Below are 16,779 nucleotides of genomic sequence, written 5' to 3'. Positions count from 1 at the left end.
CAGCCCACCAGTCTACGGGGTCGCCGGCACTCCCCCTCCCCCTCAGCTCCCGCTGTGCTCCTTGGGCCGGTGCTCCGCCGGACCACGCCGCACCGCACCCGGCGCGTTCCACTCCTGGCGCTTGCGGGCCCGGTTCTTGGCCGCCTCCGAGGACGCCAGCTGGTAGGGCACGGACGTCACCATCACGCCGGGCGTGAACAGCAGCCGGCCCTTCAGCCGCAGCGCGCTCTGGTTGTGCAGGATGTGCTCGTACCAGCGGCCGACCACGTACTCCGGGATGATCACGGAGACCGCGTCGCGCGGCGACTGGGCGCGCAGGCTCTTGACGTACTCGATGATCGGCCGGGTGATCTCGCGGTAGGGCGAGTCGAGGACCTTCAGCGGCACGTCTATGCCCCGGCGCTCCCACTCCTCGCGCAGCGCCTTCGTCTCGGCCGGGTCGACGTTGACGGTGAGCGCCTCCAGGGTGTCCGAGCGCATCAGCTTGGCGTAGGCGAGGGCGCGCAGGGTGGGGCGGTGGATCTTGGAGATCAGGACGACGGAGTGCACCCGGGAGGGGCGTACCAGGTCGTCGTCCGGTTCCTCGGGGGCGACGATCTCCTCGGCGACCCGGTCGTAGTGCTTTCGGATCGCGGTCATCGTGGCGTAGAAGATGCACATGCCGAGCAGCGCCACCCAGGCGCCGTGGGTGAACTTCGTGACCAGGACGACGACCAGCACCAGGCCGGTGAAGAAGGCGCCGAAGGCGTTGATCGCGCGGGAGCGCATCATGTGGCTGCGCTTGGCCGGGTCCTGCTCGCCGGCCAGGTGGCGGTTCCAGTGCCGGACCATGCCGGTCTGGCTGAGCGTGAAGGACACGAACACGCCGACGATGTACAGCTGGATGAGCCGGGTCGAGTCGGCGCCGTAGATGACCACCAGCATCGCGGCGGCGCCGGCGAGCAGCACGATGCCGTTGGAGAAGGCGAGCCGGTCGCCGCGGGTGTGCAGCTGGCGCGGCAGGTAGCGGTCCTGGGCGAGGATCGAGCCGAGCAGCGGGAAGCCGTTGTAGGCGGTGTTGGCGGCCAGGAAGAGGACGAGGGCGGTGGCGGCGGCGAGCAGTACGAACAGGAAGCTGCCCTTGCCGAAGACGGCCTCGGCGACCTGGGAGATCACCGGGTTCTGGACGTAGCCGGAGCCGATCGGCACGCCGTTGTGGATCAGGTCGGTGGCCGGGTTCTCGGCCATCCGGACCTTGGTGACGGCGGCGAGCGCGATGATGCCGCAGAACATCGTGACCGCCAGCAGGCCCATCATGGCCAGCGTGGTCGCCGCGTTCTTCGACTTCGGCTTGCGGAAGGCCGGGACGCCGTTGGAGATCGCCTCGACACCGGTGAGCGCGGCACAGCCGGAGGAGAACGCGCGCAGGAGCAGGAAGACCAGGGCGAAGCCCGCCAGGCCCTGGTGCTCGGCCTTGATGTGGTAGTCCGCGGTCGGGGCGCGCATCGTGTCCCCGAGGACCAGCCCCCGGAACGCTCCCCACGCGATCATGACGAAGACGCCGCCGACGAACACGTACGTCGGGATCGCGAAGAGCTTTCCGGACTCCTTCACGCCGCGCAGGTTCATCAGAGTCAGCAGCACGATCACGGTGACCGCGCAGAACACCTTGTGCTCGACGACGAAGGGGATCGCGGAGCCGAGGTTCTCGATGCCGGAGGCGATGGAGACGGCGACGGTCAGGACGTAGTCGACGAGCAGGGCGCTGGCCACGGTGAGGCCCGCCTTGGCGCCGAGGTTGGTGGTGGCGACCTCGTAGTCACCGCCGCCGCTCGGGTAGGCGTGCACGTTCTGCCGGTAGGAGGCGACCACCGTGAACATCAGCACGACGACCGCGACGGCGATCCAGGGGCTGAAGTGGTACGCCGACACGCCCGCGATGGACAGGACCAGCAGGACCTCCCCCGGCGCGTAGGCGACGGAGGACAGCGGGTCGGAAGCGAAGACGGGGAGTGCGATGCGCTTCGGCAGGAGCGTTTCGCCCAACCGGTCGCTGCGCAGTGCGCGCCCGATCAGGATCCGTTTGGGCACGTCGGTCAGTTTGGACACGAGAGAGGATCGTAGGCCTTCCACCTGGCAGGTCTCCAGCCGCGGGGCCGGATCTGCCTCACGGGTGAAAAAGGAGACGTAGGGAACTACGGATTCCGCAGCCTACGCCGGATCCGTGCCTAGATGGCAGACCCCGCCCGTCATCGCACTTCGGAGGTCATATGCCTGCTACCGCTGAGCTGATCGGCGCCACGCTCGCCCTCGTCGGCCTCGGAATCCTCACCGCCTGGAGCGTGCGCAGCATCACTCGCCGATGAGCCCGCCCGAGGGGTGCCCGGCCGGGACGGTGCATGTGTAGCTTGGGGCTCGGTCTGAGACCCTGATGGGGCTGAGCAGTAACTTTTGAACACTGGAAGGACGGTCGTGCACATCGTCATCATGGGCTGCGGAAGAGTGGGTTCCGCTCTCGCCCAGACCCTGGAGCAACAGGGGCACACGGTCGCCGTGATCGACCAGGACCCCACCGCCTTCCGCAGGCTCGGCCCGGGCTTCGGCGGCCGCCGGGTCACCGGAGTCGGCTTCGACCAGGACACCCTGCGCGAGGCGGGCATCGAGGAGGCCGGCGCCTTCGCCGCCGTCTCCAGCGGCGACAACTCGAACATCATCTCCGCGCGGGTCGCCCGCGAGATGTTCGGCGTGGAGAACGTCGCGGCCCGGATCTACGATCCCCGCCGTGCCGAGGTCTACCAGCGCCTCGGCATCCCGACCGTGGCCACGGTCCGCTGGACCGCCGACCAGATGCTGCGCCGGCTGCTGCCCTCGGGCGCCGAACCGCTGTGGCGCGACCCCACCGGCGGTGTGCAGCTCGCCGAGGTGCACGCCTCCCCGAAGTGGGTGGGCCACAAGATCAGCAAGCTCCAGGAGGAGACCGGTGTCCGGGTCGCGTTCCTGACCCGGCTCGGCGAGGCGATGCTGCCCACCTCGCAGACGGTCCTGCAGGAGGGCGACCTGGTGCACGTGATGATGCGGACGGACGACGTCGACAAGGTCGAGGCCGCCTTCGCCGGGGGCCCGGAAGAGGAGAGCGGTCACTGATGAGGGTCGCCATTGCCGGGGCCGGTGCCGTCGGTCGCTCCATCGCGGGCGAGCTGCTGGAGAACGGCCACGAGGTCCTGCTGATCGACAAGGCTCCGACCGCCATCTCGGTCGAGCGGGTCCCCCAGGCGGAGTGGCTGCTGGCCGACGCCTGCGAGATCACCTCCCTCGACGAGGCGGCGCTGCAGCGCTGCAACGTCGTGATCGCCGCGACCGGCGACGACAAGGTGAACCTGGTCGTCTCGCTGCTCGCGAAGACGGAGTACGGCGTTCCGCGCGTCGTCGCCCGGGTGAACAACCCCAAGAACGAGTGGCTGTTCAACGAGTCCTGGGGCGTGGACGTCGCCGTCTCGACGCCGCGCCTGATGTCGGCCCTGGTGGAGGAGGCGGTGTCGGTCGGCGACCTGGTCCGGCTGCTGCGCTTCAGCCACGGCGACGCCAACCTGGTGGAGCTGACACTGCCCGAGGAGTCGGCCCTGGCCGGCACCCAGGTCGGTGACGTGGAGTGGCCGGAGGACACCTCCCTGGTCACGATCATCCGCGGCACCCGGGTGCTCACCCCCTCCCGCGAGGACTCCCTGGAGGCGGGCGACGAACTCCTCTTCGTGGCCGCCCAGGCCCGTGAGGAGCAGCTGGAGGACCTGCTGTCGGTACGGCGGGAAGACAGCTGACGACACACACGGGAGAAGGGGGCCCTCCGCAGCGGAGGGCCCCCTTCTCCCGTGACCGGACTACTTGCGGTGGCGGCCGCCGGAGGCGTCACCGCTCTCCGCGGCCGGTGCCGCCTTGCGCTCCTCCTCGGCCTTCTCGGCCGCCTCCATCTCCGCGAACACGTCGATCGGCGCCGGCGCCTTCGCCAGGAAGACCCAGGTGAGCCAGACCGCGAGCAGGAACGGCGGGATCTTCAACGCGACGAGCACCCAGCCGAGCTGGGCGGTGTTGGCCCACCAGTACAGCGGGAAGAGGATCGCGCACTTGGCGAGCAGGATCAGGCCCCATGCCCAACTGGCCTTGGCGTACGCCTTCTTGCGGCCGGGGTTGCGGGTGCGCCAGGAGAGGTTCTCCTTGAAGACCGGGCCGAGGATCAGGCCGATCAGCGGGACCCCGCACAGGGTCGTGATGATGTACGCCAGCGCCAGGCCCAGCGTGTAGAGCATGCCGGGCAGGTAGAAGTCCTTGGCGTTGCCGGTCATCATCGCGAAGACGACACCGAAGGCGACGCCGAAGACCCCGCTGAAGGCGTGCTTGACGGTGTCCTTCATGGCGAGGCGGACCACGACCAGCACCACGGAGACCGCGAGGGCGGCGATCGCCGACCAGTGCAGGTCCTTGTTGATGGTGAAGATCGTGACGAAGAGCAGGCCGGGCAGGACCGTCTCGACCATGCCGCGGACACCGCCGAACGCCTCGAAGAGCGCGGCCTCGGTCACCGCCCGAGCGTCTTCCGGCCGGGCGTCCGCCGCCTGTGTGTCTTCGGTCGGCTTGTCGAGCGACGTCACCGGCTACTCCCTACCGAGGGGTCTCAGTTCGTACTTGGGATTGAACAGCACCCGGCGGCCCCGGCTCAGCGAGATCCGGCCCGATGCGATCAGCCTGCGCCCCGGTTCTATGCCCACGATGGAACGCCTGCCGAGCCACACCACGTCCAGCGCGGCGGAGCCGTCGAACAGCTCGGCCTCCAGGGCCGGGACTCCGGCACGCGGCCGCAGGGTTACCGTGCGCAAGGTACCAGTAACGGTGACGATCTGCCGGTCCTGGCAGTCGCCGATCCGGATGCAGCCCGTCGTGTCGGCGTCCTCGCGCAGCTCCTCGGACTCCAGGTCCTCCTGCGACGAGGAGAGCCGGTCGAGCATCCGCCGGAACCGGCCGACCGGCTTTTCGGAACGAGGGACAGCACTCATATCTGAAGCGTACCGGGGCCCGCCGACACCGCCGTAGCCCAGCCCACTCCACGACCCGAGTCACTTCCCGAACCGGCTCATACCTCGACCCGAGTCACTTCCCGAACCGGCTCACACCTCGAACCGGTACCCCGTCCCCCGGCTCCGTGATGCTCCATCCCCCCCGGGGGCAACCCCCGGACCCCCGGCCGAACCCGCGGCTCACTTCTCGAACCGGTAGCCCATCCCCGGCTCCGTGATGCTCCATCCCCCCGGGGGCAACCCCCGGACCCCCGGCCGAACCCGCGGCTCACTTCTCGAACCGGTAGCCCATCCCCGGCTCCGTGATGAAGTGCTTCGGGTGTGACGGGTCCGTCTCCAGTTTCCGGCGCAGTTGTGCCATGTACACGCGCAGGTAGTTGGTCTCCGTCCCGTACGACGGCCCCCACACCTCCTGCAGCAGCTGCTTCTGGCTGACCAGCCGGCCGGTGTTGCGGACCAGCACCTCCAGCAGGTGCCACTCGGTGGGGGTGAGTCTGACGTCCCGGCCGGCCCGGTTGACCTTCTTCGCGGCCAGGTCGACGGTGAAGCCCTCGGTCTCCACCAGGACGTCGTCCTCGTCGCCCCCGGCGACCGGCTCGGCGCGCCGCACCGAGGCCCGCAGCCGGGCCAGCAGCTCGTCCATGCCGAAGGGCTTGGTGACGTAGTCGTCGGCGCCCGCGTCGAGCGCCTCGACCTTCTCGTCGGAGGAGTGGCGGGCGGAGAGGACCAGGATCGGCACCCGGGTCCAGCCGCGCAGCCCCTTGATCACCTCGACGCCGTCCATGTCCGGCAGGCCGAGGTCGAGGACGACCACGTCCGGGTGGCGGGAGGCGGCCAGTTCGAGGGCGGTACGGCCGTCGGGAGCCGCGTCGACCTCGTACTTGCGTGCCTTGAGGTTGATCACGAGGGCACGCACGATCTGCGGCTCGTCGTCGACCACGAGCACACGCGTGGGGGGCTGGGGGGCACCCCCAGTCGGGCTCAGCATGAGGCCTGCCTTTCCGGTTCTGCTACGGATGCCGCTGCCGCGGTGGTGACCGATCCTGCCGCGCGGAGGCTGAGGACCATGGTGAGCCCGCCGCCGGGCGTGTCCTCGGCGTTCAGGGTGCCGCCCATCGCCTCCGCGAAGCCCCGGGCGACCGCGAGCCCCAGTCCCACCCCGGCGCCGCGCGGAGCGTCACCGTAGCGCTGGAAGGGCTCGAATATGCGTTCCTTGGCCTCGTCCGGCACGCCGGGCCCGCGGTCCACGATCCGTACCTCCACCCGGTCCGCGATGACGCTGGCGGAGACCAGCACGGACCGGTCGGGCGGGCTGTACTTGACGGCGTTCTCGACCAGGTTGGCCACCGACCTCTCCAGCAGCCCGGCGTCGGCCTCGACCATCGGCAGGGTCTCGGGGACGTCCAGGTCCACGCTGCCGTCCGGTACCCCGACCAGCGCCATCGGGACCACCTCGTCGAGGTCGGTCTCGCGGACGATCGGGGTGACGGTGCCGGTCTGCAGGCGGGACATGTCGAGCAGGTTGCCGACGAGGTGGTCCAGCCGGTCGGCGCCCTCCTCGATACCCTCCAGCAGCTCCGCCCGGTCCTCCTCGGACCAGTCCACGTCGTCCGAGCGCAGCGACGACACCGCCGCCTTGATCCCGGCCAGCGGAGTGCGCAGATCGTGGCTGACGGCGGCCAGCAGGGCCGTACGGATCCGGTTGCCCTCGGCGAGCGCGCGGGCCTGCTCGGCCTCCTCCTGGAGGCGCCTGCGGTCCAGGACGACGACCGCCTGGGCGGCGAAGGCGGCGAGCACCCGGCGGTCCTCGGCGGGCAGCACCCGGCCGGTCAGCGCGAGGGCCATGTGGTCGCCTATCGGCATGTCGACGTCGGCGTCCTCGGGGCGCTCCAGGGCGGGCCCGAATCCGGCGCGGCCCGCACAGGTCCACGGCTCGACGTCGCCCGCCCGCTCCAGGAGGGCGGCGGACTCCATGCCGAAGGTCTCCCGGACCCGTTCCAGGAGCTCCTCCAGGCTCGTCTCCCCGCGCAGCACGTTGCCCGCGAGGAAGGAGAGGATCTCCGACTCGGCGCGCAGCCGGGCCGCCTGGTGGGTGCGGCGGGCCGCGAGGTCCACGACCGAGGCGACGGCCAGCGCGACCCCGAAGAAGATCACGATGGCCACGATGTTCTTCGGGTCGGCGACGGTCAGCCGGTGCAGGGGCGGGGTGAAGAAGTAGTTCAGCAGCAGCGAGCCGAAGGCCGCCGAGGCCAGCGCCGGGAAGAGCCCGCCGAGCAGCGCCGCCGCGACCGTGAAGGTCAGGAACAGCAGCATGTCGTTGGCGAGGCCCAGGTTGACGGTGTTCAGCAGCACCGCCATGAAGACCGGGCCGGCCAGGCCGACCAGCCAGCCCGCGATGATCCGGCCCCGCCCGAGCCGGGCGCCCCGGGCCACCGGCAGCCCGCGGCCCTTGCCGGCCTCGCCGTGGGTGACGATGTGGACGTCCAGGTCGGGTCCCGACTCGCGGGCGACCGTGGCGCCGACACCGGGTCCGAGGACGTACTGCCAGGCCTTGCGGCGCGAGGAGCCGAGCACGATCTGGGTGGCGTTGACGCCGCGCGCGAAGTCGAGCAGGGCCGCGGGGATGTCCTCGCCGACGACGTGGTGGAAGGTGCCGCCGAGGTCCTCGACCAGGGTGCGCTGGACGGCGAGTTCCTTCGGGGAGGCCGAGGTGAGGCCGTCGCTGCGGGAGATGTAGACGGCGAGCACCTCGCCGCCGGCGCCCTTCTCGGCGAGCCGGGCGGCCCGCCGGATCAGCGTCCGCCCCTCCGGCCCACCGGTCAGGCCGACCACGATCCGCTCCCGTGACCCCCAGATCGCCGAGACCTGGTGCTCGCTGCGGTACTGCTTCAGGTACTCGTCGACCCGGTCGGCCACCCACAGCAGCGCCAGTTCGCGCAGGGCGGTGAGGTTGCCCGGCCGGAAGTAGTTGGACAGGGCCGCGTCGACCTTGTCCGACTGGTAGATGTTGCCGTGCGCCATCCGCCGGCGCAGCGCCTGGGGTGACATGTCGACCAGCTCGATCTGGTCCGCGCGCCGTACCACCTCGTCGGGCACCGTCTCGCGCTGGCGCACCCCCGTGATGGACTCGACGACGTCGCCGAGCGATTCGAAGTGCTGGATGTTGACGGTGGAGATCACGTCGATCCCGGCGGCCAGCAGTTCCTCGACGTCCTGCCAGCGCTTGGCGTTGCGGGAGCCGGGGATGTTGGTGTGGGCGAGTTCGTCCACCAGGGCGACGGCGGGGGCCCGGCGCAGTACGGCGTCCACGTCCATCTCCGTGAACAGGGCGCCCCGGTACTCCAGCTCCTTGCGCCGGCTCTGCTCCAGGCCGTGCAGCATCACCTCGGTCCGCGGCCGGTCGTGGTGCTCGACGAAGGCGACCACGCAGTCGGTGCCCCGCTCCACCCGCCGGTGCGCCTCGGAGAGCATGGCGTAGGTCTTGCCCACGCCCGGTGCCGCACCGAGATAGATCCGAAGCTTGCCGCGTGCCATGGTCCTATTGTCTTCCTGCAACTGCCGCCTACGCAGCGTCGACCTTACGGCCAACAATCCAGGCGAACGGGGCAGGGACCGCGGCGGCGGGCATCCTTGACACAACTCTGACGGGCGCCGGTGCCGCGGCGCCGGCGCCCGTGGCCTTCCCGTCCGCTCAGTTGGGATTGTCGCCGTGGGTGAGGGTCTCCCAGGCCACGAACAGGTTGTTGGTGCCCGCGGGGCGGTTGTCCAGGGTGAGCGCCTGGGTGTTGGTCATGGCGATGCCGAGGCGGTTGTGAAGGGCGTTGTAGCCGACCTCGGTGACGGGCCCGAGCCCCAGGTTCAGGGAGCCGCCGCAGAGCCAGCTCGGGACGGCGGTGCCCAGCTGGTACCTGGCCTGGAAGCCCAGCGCCTGCCGCAGCCGCTCGCCGACGTCCGTGCCGTACAGGTCCTGGCCCTGGATCCGGCTGGTCTCGGCGACGTGCGAGATCGCGGAGATGCCGTACCCGGTGTGCGTGAAGTCCCGGCACGTCTCCTGGGTGAGGCCGGTGACGAAGGTGGACTGGCCCTGCCAGTAGGAGACGATCTTGGCGGTGGTGTCCAGGTTCTGGCTGGGCACGGTCTTCGGCACCGATCCGTCGGAGGCCAGGTAGACGTAGGCGGCCGTGCGGGTGCGGAACTTCGCCATGGCCGTGTCGTACGACGTCCGGTCCTCCAGGAAGACGGAGATGCCGACGGCGGCCTCCATCATCGACAGCTCCCAGTTGCCGTTGGAGTTGGAGCCTTTGATGACCACCGGCAGATAGACATTGCGGAGCATGGTGGCGAAGCGGGCCTCGTTCGCCCAGGTGCCGGTGTACGTGTACCTGATGATCTCGGCGGCCCTGGGCCAGGAGGAGCCGGCCCAGCCCGTCTGCAGCGGCGCGTTGCTGTTGGTGTGGCTCGTGAGGGTGGCCGACCAGGCGTCCATGATCTGGATGGCCTTCTGGGCGTAACGGGCGTCCTTGGTGATGTACCAGGCGAGCGCGTCGGTGTAGGCGGCGATCGCGTCCTCGCGCTCGTCGGTGCAGCCGAGGTTCGGGTTCGAGTACGAGCCGCACTCGACCGTCGCCCAGGGGGTCGGCGTGCGGTTCAGGTCGGCGTACTTGCTCGCCATCATCTGGTCGTAGGCGGCCTTCCAGGGCTGGGCTCCGGCCAGCACCTCGGTGCGGGCGAAGTCCAGCTGGGCCCTGGAGACGGTGACTCCGGGGTGCGCGAAGGTGCTGGGGGCGGAGTGGGCGGCGGGGGCCGTCAGGGCGCCCAGGAGCAGGGCTCCCGCGGCCGCGAGCAGGGGGATGCGACGCACAGCGACTCCGTTCTCGTACGTTCTCGTATGTGAACGTGGAGCGCCTCTGTGAACATAGGCGTGATCCGAGACCGTAGGTACGGACCAGGCTTCCGTCAAGGTGTGAAGTAAGCGGGAGTCGTTCACACCGGAGCCCGCGCGCATGTGAAAGGGCCGCATCCCGCGCGGGATGCGGCCCTCGTCGCCTTACTGTTCTGCTACCGGACCTCGGTGATCTCCGGTCCGCGCTGGAGCTGGCCCATGCCGCCGGAGAAGCGTGAGGACTCCTCCTGCTGCTGGACACCCTCGGGAACCATCTGGGCGTCGTTGGGCAGCTTCAGGACGATCGGGTCACGGGGCGCCATCGGGCCCTCGCCACGGACCACCACGGTGTCCCGGAAGATCTGCTCAAGGAGCCCGGCCGCCTGCGGCTGCACCGCGCCCTGCCCCGAGATCACCCCGCGCAGGAACCAGCGCGGACCGTCCACACCGACGAACCGCACGACCTGGAAGCCGCCCGTGCCGTCCGGCAGTTGCACCGGCACCTGGGCGCGCAGCTCCCAGCCCAGCGGACCCTCGACCTCGTCGACGATGCCGCCCTGCTGGGTGATGCCGGTCGCGATCTCCTCGCGGACCTCGCCCCAGATGCCCTCGCGCTTGGGCGCGGCGAAGGCCTGCAGCTGGATGGCGCTGTCGCGCAGCACGACGGTCGCCGCGACGATCGCGTCGCCCGCGACCTCGACCCGCAGCTCCATGCCGTCCACACCGGGCACGAACAGACCGCCCAGGTCCACCCGGCCCTCGCCGGGCTCGCGCACCTCGGTGTCGTCCCACGGCCCGTCGGGCCGGGGCTCCGGCTCCAGACGAATGCGCTCGCGCTCGCCCTCTTCCTCGTCCGCCTCGGTGTCGACGCTGTCGACGACCTGCTCGGCCTCGCCGGCCGCGTCCTCGGCGGCACCCTTCTTCTTGCGACGTCCGAACACGTCACTGTCCTTCCCGGTCGGATACGACCGAAGCGTATCGATTCCCACCCGTCCGACCGCCCTCGGCGGCCTGACCGCTTGTGCCGCTCACGTCGCCCACCGCGGCATGACCGCCGGTGGACCCGAAGCCCCCCTCGGCCCGCGCCGAGCCGGGAAGTTCCGCCACCTCCTGGAAGCGGACCCTCTCGACCTGCTGGACGACCAGTTGGGCGATCCGGTCGAAGCGCTCGAACCGCACCGCCCGGCGCGGGTCGAGGTTCACCACGATCACCTTGATCTCCCCACGGTACCCGGCATCAATCGTCCCCGGGGCATTCACGAGAGCCACACCGCATCGGGCGGCGAGCCCCGAACGAGGGTGCACGAAGGCCGCGTACCCCTCGGGGAGGGCGATCGACACTCCGGTGGGCAGTACGGCCCGTTCACCGGGCTCCAGTTCGCGCGCCTCGGTGGTACGAAGATCGGCCCCCGCATCGCCGGGGTGCTCGTACGCCGGAAGCGGTACGTCGGGGTCGACGCGGCGGACGAGGACGCCGAGCGGGGTCGCCGTACGGGCCGGGGCCACGGGGTTTTCGGGGTTCACGGGTTCACCTCGAAGGCGCGGGTCCGCCGGGCCTGGTCCGGGTCCTTCATGGCGGCCTGGATCTCTTCCTCGCGGCCGTTGTCGACGAAGTGCTCGACCGGGACCTCGACGAAGAGGGCATCGGCGCGGACGGCGACGGGTCCCGCGGGGCCGTCCATGCGTCCGGTGGCGGTCGAGTAGATCTTCCGGCCGGCCACGGCCACCACCTCGGCCGCCAGGTGGAGTGTGGTGCCGACGGGCACGGGCCGTACGAAGTCGGTCTCCAGGCGGCCCGTCACGGCGATCTTCCGCAGCAGCCAGTTGAGCGAGCCCAGCGTCTCGTCGAGGGCGGTGGCGAGCACTCCGCCGTGCGCGAGGCCCGGGGCGCCCTGGTGGGCCGGGCGCACGGTGAACTCGGCGGTGAGGGAGACACCCTCGCCCGCCCGTGCCTCCAGGTGCAGCCCATGGGGCTGCTCATGGCCACACCCGAAACAGTGTTCGTAGTGTGCACCGATGAGCTCTCCGGGCGCGGGCGCGTCGGGGTGCCGCTCCGGTTTCCGGGCACTGGCGGGGGGCTGAAGAGCTGCGGAACTACCACTCACAGCCGCAGACCTTACCCGCGCGTCCGGTGAATCAGGACACCGTGCCAAGCTTGGCTCCATGCAGCTCTCCGCCACCCCGTACGAAGAACGCCTCACCGCCCCCCGGTCGTGGTGGTTCGTCAGCTTCCTCGTCGGCGTCTCGTTCGCTCTGATCCTGCTGCCGTTCGGCACCCTGCCGATGCTGGGCGGCCTGGTCGGCGGCACCGCGGCGGCGGCCGTGGTGGCCAGCTCGTACGGCTCCCCGCGCATCCGCGTGGTCGGCGACTCGCTGATCGCGGGCGAGGCGAAGATCCCGGTCTCGGCCCTGGGTTCGGCGGAGATCCTGGACCCGGAGGAGGCGCGCGCCTGGCGCACGTACAAGGCCGACGTCCGCGCCTTCCTGCTGCTGCGCTCGTACATCCCGAGGGCCCTGCGCGTGGAGGTCACGGACCCCGAGGACCCGACGCCGTACCTGTACCTGTCGACACGGGAGCCGGAAGCCCTGGCCGCGGCGATCGAGGCGGCGAAGGCCCCGCAGGGCTGAGCACGCGGCCGGAAGAGCCGCGACGCGCAGTGGTCCACCTGACCGGCGACGCGGGCGTCAGCCCCCGAAGTCCTCCGGTAGCTCCGCGATCGGCAGCGGTTCGGCCGGCTTCTCCAGCGGCGGCAGCTCCGGCAGTTCCTCCCAGGGCACCTGGATCCGTCTCAGGTCCGCCCGGATCCGCGCCGCGAGTTTTCTGGTGTCCCGGCGGTTCATGACCGCCCCGACCGCGGCGCCCACCATGAACGGCATCAGGTTGGGCAGGTCCCGCACCATCCGCTTCATGATCTGCTGGCGCAGCTCGCGCTTCATCTGGCCCCCGAGGGCCGTGTTGACAGTCGACGGCTTCATCACGTCGATCCCGCGCTCCCCCGACCAGGAGGACAGATACGCGGTGCTGCGGGCCTTCAGGTTCCCCGGCGGCCGCACGCCGTACACCTCGTGGAGCTCGGCGATCAGCTTCAGCTCGATCGCCGCGACCCCGGTGATCTCCGCGGCCAGCTCGGTCGGCATCGCCGGCGGCACCGGCAGCATCGCCGCCGCCCCGACACCGGCCCCGACCGCCGAGGTCGCGCCCGCCGCGCCCGCCACCAGTTTGTCGGCGAGCTGCTCGGGCCCGAGGCCCGGGAACTGCAGGCGCAGGGTCGCGAGGTCACGTACGGGGACACGCGGGGCGATCTCGATGATCCGGTCCGCGAGGTACGCCAGCCCCGCTTTCGCCCGGCTGCCGCCCCTACGGGCGCCTTCCCGGGCCATGTCCACGGCCTTGTCACGGATGACCGCGACCCGCCGCCTGGCGACGGGCGCGGGCCCGTCCGCCGCCGGGAGGTCGTCCCGGTCGGCCGCCGGTTCGAGCGAGGCTCCCGGATCGGATGAGCCCCGCTCGTCGTCGTCACGCGCGCCTGGGCCGTCGGACGGCCCCGAGTCCGCTCCCGGCAAGGGGAAGCGGCGCTTCCGAGGTGGGGTCGAGCCGGTCATGCCCGACCCGTCCTCAGTCGCAGTCGCGGCAGATCGGCTGACCGTTCTTCTCGCGGGCCAGCTGGCTGCGGTGGTGCACCAGGAAGCAGCTCATGCAGGTGAACTCGTCCTGCTGCTTGGGCAGCACCCGGACGGCCAGCTCCTCGTTCGAGAGGTCCGCGCCGGGCAGCTCCAGGCCTTCGGCGGCCTCGAACTCGTCGACGTCCACCGAGGACGTTGACTTGTCGTTCCTCCTGGCCTTCAGCTCTTCAAGGCTGTCCGAGTCGACGTCGTCGTCGGTCTTGCGTGGAGTGTCGTAATCGGTTGCCATGTCGCTCTCCCCCTCTGGGTGTCTGCGGTGTCTCCAGCGCACGTAACGCGTGAGAGGCCGGACTTGTGCCCGACCCGAGGCGGAGATTTTGCCTCACATCAAGGTCTGTTACTCAATCGACACCCAACCGGATCCCTCAAGAGTGATCAGGTTGAATGGCGATGGGGACCGTACACGGTTCTGTCGAGGCACTTCAAAGGCGCCTCACCCTGTACTTCCCGTGATCAAGACCCCTGAAAACAGGGATTTTCCCGCCTTTATTCCCCCAGTCATGATCACAGAGAGTAGATGGCCTGAATTCCGCCCTTGTGATCGATCACACAGAGGGGAATGTGCCACGCCGCCGGAAAATTCAGCGCAAAGCGAACATCCCCCGCGTGTGTCGCGATCTTGTAACGGCATCAGACCGGCAGTGTGACCCGCATCACTAGCCCACCGCCCTCCCGGGGCTGGGCCGCGATGTGCCCGCCGTGCGCCCGGGCCACGGACCGCACGATGGACAGGCCGAGGCCCACACCCTTGTCGCTGCCCGTGCGCTCGGTACGGAGCCGCCTGAAGGGCTCGAAGAGGTTGTCGATCTCGTACGCCGGCACCACCGGCCCGGTGTTCGCGACATAGAGCACCGCCTGCCCGTGCTGGATCTCGGTGTTGACCTCCACCCAGCCGTCCTCGGGCACGTTGTAGCGCACCGCGTTCTGCACCAGGTTAAGGGCGATCCGCTCCAGCAGCACGCCGTTGCCCTGGACCACGGCCGGTTTGCGCGCGCCCCGGATCGTCACGCCCTTGGCCTCCGCCTCGGACAGCACCTGGTCGACGGCCTGGGAGGCCACCTCGGCCAGGTCGACCGGTTTGCGCTCGACAATCTGGTTGTCGCTGCGGGCGAGCAGCAGCAGGCCCTCCACGAGCTGCTCACTGCGCTCGTTGGTGGCCAGCAGGGTCTTGCCGAGCTGCTGCAGTTCCACGGGCGCGCCCGGGTCCGAGAGGTGCACCTCCAGGAGCGTGCGGTTGATCGCCAGGGGCGTGCGCAGCTCGTGCGAGGCGTTGCCGACGAAGCGCTGCTGGGCGGTGAAGGCCCGCTGGAGCCGCTCCAGCATGTCGTCGAAGGTGTCCGCGAGCTCCTTGAGCTCGTCGTCCGGGCCGTCCAGCTCGATCCGGCGGGACAGGTCCGAGCCGGCCACCGCGCGGGCGGTGCGGGTGATCCGGCCGAGCGGGGACAGCACCCGGCCGGCCATCGCGTAACCGAACGCGAAGGCGATCACGGCCAGGCCCAGCAGGGCGAGCAGCGAGCGGCTGAGCAGGTTGTCGAGGGCCGCCTGGCGCTGGTGGTCCACGCACTGGGCGATCGCGTTGTTGAAGTCCTGCAGCGGCACGGAGCTGGCCGTGCTGGCCATGTTGATCGCGGGACAGTTGTCGCTGGAGACCTGCAGCTCCTGGAACTTCACGATCTTGAACAGCGGCTGGTTGCCGGTGCTGATCGCCTGGGCGGCGAGCAGGTAGATGATCGACAGCAGCAGAATGCCGGCGATCAGGAACATGCCGCCGTACAGCAGGGTGAGCCGTATCCGGATGGTCGGGCGCAGCCACGGGAAGGCAGGCTGCGGCCTTCTGGGGTCCCAAGTGGGCTTCGGGGGTGCCTGCGGGGGTGCGGGAGTGGTGGCCACGGTCATCAGATCCGGTAACCCGAGCCGGGGACGGTGACGATCACCGGGGGCTCGCCCAGCTTGCGGCGCAGGGTCATCACGGTCACCCGCACGACGTTGGTGAACGGGTCGGTGTTCTCGTCCCACGCCTTCTCAAGGAGCTGCTCGGCGGAGACCACCGCGCCCTCGCTGCGCATCAGCACCTCCAGCACCGCGAACTCCTTGGGCGCGAGCTGGACCTCCTTGCCGTCGCGGAAGACCTCGCGGCGGTTCGGGTCGAGCTTGATGCCGGCGCGCTCCAGGACGGGCGGCAGCGGCACGCTGGTACGGCGGCCGAGGGCGCGAACGCGGGCGATGAGCTCGCTGAACGCGAAGGGCTTGGGGAGATAGTCGTCGGCGCCGATCTCCAGGCCCTCCACGCGGTCGCTGACGTCGCCGGACGCGGTCAGCATCAGCACACGGGTGGGCATGCCGAGCTCGACGATCTTGCGGCAGACGTCGTCGCCGTGCACGAGGGGGAGGTCACGGTCGAGGACGACCACGTCGTAGTCGTTGACGCCGATGCGCTCCAGGGCGGCCGCACCGTCGTACACGACGTCGACGGCCATGGCCTCCCGGCGCAGTCCGGTGGCCACCGCATCGGCGAGCAGTTGCTCGTCCTCGACGACGAGTACGCGCACGTCGCTTGTCCTTCCTCTGTCCACTCGCGTAGCGCGCACCGGCGCACACGGGCAGGGGGCTGCATGGGGTGTGTGACCTCCATCCTGCCCTTTTCGGCCATAAGTCGGCAGTAAGACAGGGGCCGGGCAGCGAGATCGGAGGCCGCCGGGCGGGAATGCGAGATTTTCTCCTGCGGTTGAGGTTTCCACGGAGGGGAGCGGGGGGAGGACGGCATGTACACCCCGCGATCACGCTCTGCATGTGCCGCAGCACCATGCGGTACGTACACCGCCGCTACAGCAGAGTGGACGTTGGGGGTGTCCGGCACCGTCGCCGCCCAGCAGGGCAGCGCTGGGCACCCGCGAGAGACGTGATCGCCCCTTCCCGACGGCACACCCCCGTGCCACCGACCCACGACCCAGGACGAGGGGGCGCAGCATGGACGCATTCACTGCAGGACTTCTGCAGCGCATAAAGACGACCGAGTCCGACCTCACGAGGGCTCGTGACGAGGGTGACGACTTCCTCGTCGAAGTGGAGCAGGCCGAGCTCGACGACCTGCGCCGCCTCGCAGCCGAACACGGTGTGGAAGTCGCGACCAGCGTCTGACAGTCCCGCAGCACAGCAGCACACCACCGC

At 70.1% G+C, this 16,779-nt stretch carries 17 protein-coding genes; 4 read left to right on the top strand and 13 right to left on the bottom strand.

Annotated elements, in window-relative coordinates; translation table 11 throughout:
* Positions 1 to 42: 42 nt before the first annotated feature.
* Positions 43 to 2,088: an APC family permease gene (locus OHB00_RS37160; RefSeq protein WP_406441470.1), complete on the bottom strand. Its 2,046-nt coding sequence runs from the start codon at positions 2,086 to 2,088 to the stop codon at positions 43 to 45.
* A gap of 363 nt (positions 2,089 to 2,451) precedes the next feature.
* On the opposite strand from OHB00_RS37160, the gene OHB00_RS37155 reads away from it, so the two are divergent.
* On the top strand, positions 2,452 to 3,123 hold the full coding sequence (locus OHB00_RS37155; RefSeq protein WP_189262390.1) for a TrkA family potassium uptake protein: 672 nt from the start codon (positions 2,452 to 2,454) through the stop codon (positions 3,121 to 3,123).
* Positions 3,123 to 3,794 (top strand): TrkA family potassium uptake protein, encoded by a 672-nt coding sequence (locus OHB00_RS37150; RefSeq protein WP_089104281.1) that lies wholly within the window; start codon positions 3,123 to 3,125, stop codon positions 3,792 to 3,794. Before OHB00_RS37155 ends, OHB00_RS37150 begins: the two co-directional genes overlap by 1 nt.
* A 60-nt stretch (positions 3,795 to 3,854) precedes the next feature.
* Here the strand turns inward: OHB00_RS37150 and OHB00_RS37145 are convergent, their stop codons facing one another.
* From OHB00_RS37145 to OHB00_RS37110, 8 genes are all read right to left on the bottom strand, one after another.
* Positions 3,855 to 4,622: a DUF3159 domain-containing protein gene (locus OHB00_RS37145; RefSeq protein ID WP_406441469.1), complete on the bottom strand. Its 768-nt coding sequence runs from the start codon at positions 4,620 to 4,622 to the stop codon at positions 3,855 to 3,857.
* A gap of 3 nt (positions 4,623 to 4,625) precedes the next feature.
* Entirely contained in the window at positions 4,626 to 5,024 is a 399-nt protein-coding gene (locus tag OHB00_RS37140) for an OB-fold nucleic acid binding domain-containing protein (RefSeq protein ID WP_406441467.1), read from the bottom strand.
* A gap of 289 nt (positions 5,025 to 5,313) precedes the next feature.
* Positions 5,314 to 6,033 carry a response regulator gene (locus OHB00_RS37135; protein ID WP_406441465.1) on the bottom strand — a complete coding sequence of 240 codons (720 nt, stop codon included), beginning with the start codon at positions 6,031 to 6,033 and terminating at the stop codon, positions 5,314 to 5,316.
* Positions 6,027 to 8,579 carry an ATP-binding protein gene (locus tag OHB00_RS37130; protein WP_406441463.1) on the bottom strand — a complete coding sequence of 851 codons (2,553 nt, stop codon included), beginning with the start codon at positions 8,577 to 8,579 and terminating at the stop codon, positions 6,027 to 6,029. The genes OHB00_RS37135 and OHB00_RS37130 overlap by 7 nt, the downstream gene beginning before the upstream one ends.
* 157 nt (positions 8,580 to 8,736) lie before the next feature.
* On the bottom strand, positions 8,737 to 9,906 hold the full coding sequence (locus OHB00_RS37125; protein ID WP_406441462.1) for an alginate lyase family protein: 1,170 nt from the start codon (positions 9,904 to 9,906) through the stop codon (positions 8,737 to 8,739).
* Positions 9,907 to 10,103: 197 nt separating this feature from the next.
* A complete protein-coding gene (locus OHB00_RS37120) occupies positions 10,104 to 10,868 on the bottom strand; it encodes a DUF3710 domain-containing protein (protein WP_406441460.1) in 765 nt (254 codons plus the stop codon).
* A 1-nt stretch (position 10,869) separates the two neighbouring features.
* Complete coding sequence (dut, locus tag OHB00_RS37115) at positions 10,870 to 11,451, bottom strand: dUTP diphosphatase (protein ID WP_406441458.1); 582 nt, start codon at positions 11,449 to 11,451, stop codon at positions 10,870 to 10,872.
* On the bottom strand, positions 11,448 to 12,032 hold the full coding sequence (locus OHB00_RS37110; protein WP_406441457.1) for a PaaI family thioesterase: 585 nt from the start codon (positions 12,030 to 12,032) through the stop codon (positions 11,448 to 11,450). Before OHB00_RS37110 ends, dut begins: the two co-directional genes overlap by 4 nt.
* A 58-nt stretch (positions 12,033 to 12,090) precedes the next feature.
* Between OHB00_RS37110 and OHB00_RS37105 the strand changes: the two genes are divergently transcribed.
* Complete coding sequence (locus OHB00_RS37105; RefSeq protein ID WP_406441455.1) at positions 12,091 to 12,555, top strand: DUF3093 domain-containing protein; 465 nt, start codon at positions 12,091 to 12,093, stop codon at positions 12,553 to 12,555.
* 57 nt (positions 12,556 to 12,612) lie between these two features.
* Here the strand turns inward: OHB00_RS37105 and OHB00_RS37100 are convergent, their stop codons facing one another.
* The 4 genes from OHB00_RS37100 to OHB00_RS37085 form a co-directional block, all read right to left on the bottom strand.
* Positions 12,613 to 13,530, bottom strand: coding sequence for a hypothetical protein (locus OHB00_RS37100; RefSeq protein WP_406441453.1), 918 nt, complete (start codon positions 13,528 to 13,530; stop codon positions 12,613 to 12,615).
* A gap of 13 nt (positions 13,531 to 13,543) precedes the next feature.
* Positions 13,544 to 13,840, bottom strand: coding sequence for a DUF4193 domain-containing protein (locus OHB00_RS37095; RefSeq protein ID WP_003997302.1), 297 nt, complete (start codon positions 13,838 to 13,840; stop codon positions 13,544 to 13,546).
* Between the two features lie 401 nt (positions 13,841 to 14,241).
* On the bottom strand, positions 14,242 to 15,501 hold the full coding sequence (locus OHB00_RS37090; RefSeq protein ID WP_406441452.1) for a sensor histidine kinase: 1,260 nt from the start codon (positions 15,499 to 15,501) through the stop codon (positions 14,242 to 14,244).
* Positions 15,502 to 15,506: 5 nt separating this feature from the next.
* Positions 15,507 to 16,160 (bottom strand): response regulator transcription factor, encoded by a 654-nt coding sequence (locus OHB00_RS37085; protein ID WP_003993508.1) that lies wholly within the window; start codon positions 16,158 to 16,160, stop codon positions 15,507 to 15,509.
* A gap of 418 nt (positions 16,161 to 16,578) precedes the next feature.
* Here OHB00_RS37085 and OHB00_RS37080 point away from each other — a divergent pair, with 418 nt between their 5' ends.
* Positions 16,579 to 16,749 (top strand): hypothetical protein, encoded by a 171-nt coding sequence (locus OHB00_RS37080; protein WP_406441450.1) that lies wholly within the window; start codon positions 16,579 to 16,581, stop codon positions 16,747 to 16,749.
* The last annotated feature ends 30 nt before the right edge of the window (positions 16,750 to 16,779 follow it).

Source organism: Streptomyces sp. NBC_00631, from assembly GCF_045206895.1.
In the GTDB taxonomy this organism is placed as follows: domain Bacteria; phylum Actinomycetota; class Actinomycetes; order Streptomycetales; family Streptomycetaceae; genus Streptomyces.
Note: the sequence above shows the minus strand (reverse complement) of the source record. Positions and strands in the feature narration are given on the sequence as shown.

Excerpts from the sequence above, each read along its gene's own strand:
- OHB00_RS37105 (WP_406441455.1), top strand. The coding sequence starts at position 12,091 with ATGCAGCTCTCCGCCACCCCGTACGAAGAACGCCTCACCGCCCCCCGG.
- OHB00_RS37140 (WP_406441467.1), bottom strand. The coding sequence starts at position 5,024 with ATGAGTGCTGTCCCTCGTTCCGAAAAGCCGGTCGGCCGGTTCCGGCGG.
- OHB00_RS37130 (WP_406441463.1), bottom strand. The coding sequence starts at position 8,579 with ATGGCACGCGGCAAGCTTCGGATCTATCTCGGTGCGGCACCGGGCGTG.
- OHB00_RS37135 (WP_406441465.1), bottom strand. The coding sequence starts at position 6,033 with ATGCTGAGCCCGACTGGGGGTGCCCCCCAGCCCCCCACGCGTGTGCTC.
- OHB00_RS37100 (WP_406441453.1), bottom strand. The coding sequence starts at position 13,530 with ATGACCGGCTCGACCCCACCTCGGAAGCGCCGCTTCCCCTTGCCGGGA.
- OHB00_RS37080 (WP_406441450.1), top strand. The coding sequence starts at position 16,579 with ATGGACGCATTCACTGCAGGACTTCTGCAGCGCATAAAGACGACCGAG.
- OHB00_RS37150 (WP_089104281.1), top strand. The coding sequence starts at position 3,123 with ATGAGGGTCGCCATTGCCGGGGCCGGTGCCGTCGGTCGCTCCATCGCG.
- OHB00_RS37095 (WP_003997302.1), bottom strand. The coding sequence starts at position 13,840 with ATGGCAACCGATTACGACACTCCACGCAAGACCGACGACGACGTCGAC.